This is a genomic window from Wenyingzhuangia sp., assembly GCF_039768515.1.
In the GTDB taxonomy this organism is placed as follows: domain Bacteria; phylum Bacteroidota; class Bacteroidia; order Flavobacteriales; family Flavobacteriaceae; genus Wenyingzhuangia.
Genome location: NZ_JBDNAI010000112.1, coordinates 1 through 3,323 on the forward strand (window position 1 = coordinate 1; position 3,323 = coordinate 3,323).

2 protein-coding genes are annotated in these 3,323 nt (G+C 36.1%); both read right to left on the reverse strand.

The window, feature by feature from the left end; all coding sequences use genetic code 11:
• On the reverse strand, window positions 1–1,832 hold a 1,832-nt coding region (locus ABF281_RS07295; protein WP_347181021.1), incomplete at its 3' end, for a family 78 glycoside hydrolase catalytic domain.
• Window positions 1,833–2,130: 298 nt separating this feature from the next.
• Window positions 2,131–3,323 (reverse strand): Ig-like domain-containing protein (locus ABF281_RS07300; protein WP_347181022.1); only part of this gene is annotated, 1,193 nt, incomplete at its 5' end.

Sequence of the window (3,323 nt, forward strand, 5' to 3'; positions counted from 1 at the left end):
ACATATTCCTTAGAAGACGATTTGTGATGAGCTAACCATCCCTTCATCATTTCATAATTTTCTTCAAGAATTGTTATGTCTCCTGTTCTTAAATAGATTTTCCAAGGTATAATCGTACATACATCTCCCCAACCAGAGCTTACTTTATTGTTATACAACACATCTGGAACGACAAAAGGAATTCCACCGTTTTCGTATTGCGATTCTCTTACACTCTGCAACCAACTTCCCCAAAACTTATAAACATCAGCATTGAACATTGAGGTGGGTCCAAATACTTGTGCATCACCAGTCCATCCCATACGTTCATCACGTTGTGGACAATCTGTAGGGATATCAAAGAAATTACCTCTTAAACCCCAAACAATATTACTTTGCAACTGGTTTAGCTTTTCGTGAGAAGAAGTAAAAGTTCCATTCTCTTCAAAATCTGAATACTGTACAACACCTGTGACCCAATCTTTTGAAGGTTCTTTTGTTGTATCGTAACCACTTAATTCCACATACCTAAATCCATGAAATGTGAATTTTGGTGTGTATTCTATAACGCCATCTTCACTAGCCGTATAATAATCTGTTGATAGTGCACCTCTGTAATTTTTTGTATAAAAAGAACCATTTGGTGATAACATTTCTGCAAATCTAACTTTTAAAGTCTCGCCTTTTTTCATAGGTACTCTAAGCAAAGGAACACCAACCATGTTTTGCTTTAAATCAAAAATAGTGGTTCCTTCCTTTTTTAAAACTTCTCTCGTTGGCAATTGCATTTTAGCTTTTACAGTCGTCTGTCTTTTTGGTTCTAAACGAAGTGTTCCTGAAATATCGAATGCATTAACCGGTTGCCAATTGTTGTCATTGAACTGATTCGTGGTCCAATTTGGCATTTCTAAATTAGCATCATAGGTCTCCCCATCGTAAATTTCAGATAGTCTTATCGGTCCGTTAGTCGTTCCTTTCCAACTTTCATCAGAAATAACAGTCACCTGTGAACCATCTTTCAAGGTAAATTCTAGTTGGCATATTACCTTTGGAGTTTCCGTATCCTTCCACAGGGAATGCATCCATCCCATACGTCCAGAGAACCATCCTGGCGCTACTTCAACACCAATGGTGTTCTGTCCAGAAGCTATAAGGTTGGTTACGTTGTAAGTAATGGTCTCAATTCTCTTTTTATAAGGGGTGTAGCCTGGAGGCATTACATCTCCGCTTACGTTTGTGCCATTTATAGAAACATCAAAAACACCTTTTGCTGTCATGTATAATCTTGCAGAAACAACATCATTTGACAATTTAAATTCTTTTCTCAAATATTGTGGCCTGTGTACAATATTATCTTGACTTCCCATTACCTGCTCTTTCTTGGTATCTAGACCGATCCATTTGGCACTCCAATCCTCATTACTTAATAAGCCCAATTCAAAATTATTGATGTCACTCCACTCCGAAGCTTTTCCATCTTGATCCCAGTATTTTATTTGCCAGAACACTTTTTGACGAGATTCCAAATCAACACCTCTATAATTTATCCAAGTAGACTGCTCTGAATTTTGTTTTTGTGAATCCCATAAATCCGAACTGTTTGGTAATAAATCTTTATTCGTTGCAACTACAATTCGGTATGCAGTCTGACTTTTGATACTTTCAGAAACGGGTAGTTTCCATGAAAAAGAAGGAGTGTTGTCGTAAAAGCCTACGGGGTTTATAAATCCTTCCGAAACAGATAATTCTTTAGCCTTTTCTATTGTTTGACCGTACAAACTAGAGGTCAAAGTCACAATTAAAAAACTTAAAAAAAGTAAACTAGTAATGCTAAAAGTAGGTTTTTTTTTCATTGGTGTATGATTAAATTTATCTCTAATTTTTTCTTATTCAACATGGAAATCTACCAGTGATACATCTGAAGCTTAACATCATTACAACTCCTTTTCTTGAATCGTACACGACATCTCTACAACAGTATATTTTATTTACAGCGGTAAAATTAGGGAAGGAAAAATAATTTGTTTTCTAAAATAAACCATCCTGCACTGTCTCTTATATTCAAGCATAGAGCGATGTTGTTAATATCGTGTTATTTGAGTAAAAGAAGTTAAGCGTGCAATTACACTTAACCTCTTTATGCTTTCAAAATTATTCAACAATAAGTTTGGAATGGAAGACTCGCTGATCTTCATCTATGATTCTTATCAGATATAAACCTGGCTTAAAACGACCGTTATTTTCTATATTAACCATAGGTTCTAGCGTTGCGCGATCGTAAATCATTTGGCCTAGCATATCGTAAATCTGAATTTTAGCACTCGTTTCTTTGTTTCGTGAAATCGTAAAATTATTTTTAGTTGGATTAGGGGAAATCTTTACTTGAATAGCATTTTCTTTCACGCTTTGAGTACTCAACGATGTGGATTCAATCAACCATTTAGACCTATCATCTGCTCTTAAAAGATGTTCGATAACGCCATCTTCATTTTGATATATATAATTTGAGCCTGTTTTGGTTTTAAATTGATAAGAGCCTTCGTTAATGTTGTAAACAACCGTAAATAACTTATCAGACACATCTGTAGGAGCACTAAATCCTGTACTTATGATGTCATTTGGTGGATTTCCAGCCGCTCTTAAAATTCCTCGATCAGACCTTTTACTTTCAATATTATAATACGCCCCTACTCTAACAAACGCCCATTCTTTATCACCCTCAGCGACATTAACACCATTACTGCTTTCGACTACATCTGAACCTACAGAATGAAGGTATTTACCCGTAACCAAATTCTTAATTCGGTAAACATCCCCTGTCAAATCAGTTGGATCATAGACTTGAACCTCTAAGATCATATTTTGGGTGGCTACCATTTCATCGGATGTATTGTAAGCAACTGCTTTAAGACTATATGTTCCTACTACGTTTGTTGACCAATCTACCGAATAGGGAGGTGTAAAGTCTTCATGAATTATATTGTCATCGATCATGAAAGCCACCTTATCTATACTTCCATTTTCATCGATAGCATTGGCCGAAAGGGTGATGGTCTCCCCAACATCATAAGTTTTACCCTCAAAAGGAGAGGTTAATGTTATCCTAAACGGTGCTTGTATGATATCCAAATCAATGACTTGAAGGTATAAAGGTTGTGCGTTTCCTGAAGCATTTTCCATCAAATAATAATACAGCTTCCCATTGGCAATGTGGACTCTTCCATGATCAAAAGTTTTTCCTGTAGTGGCTTGATAAACCCTGGTAAAATTGTTTGTTCCACCTGCTGCTTTTTCAACAAAAACCCTACCATTTTTCAGTCCTATGATAAAGATATCATCACCCG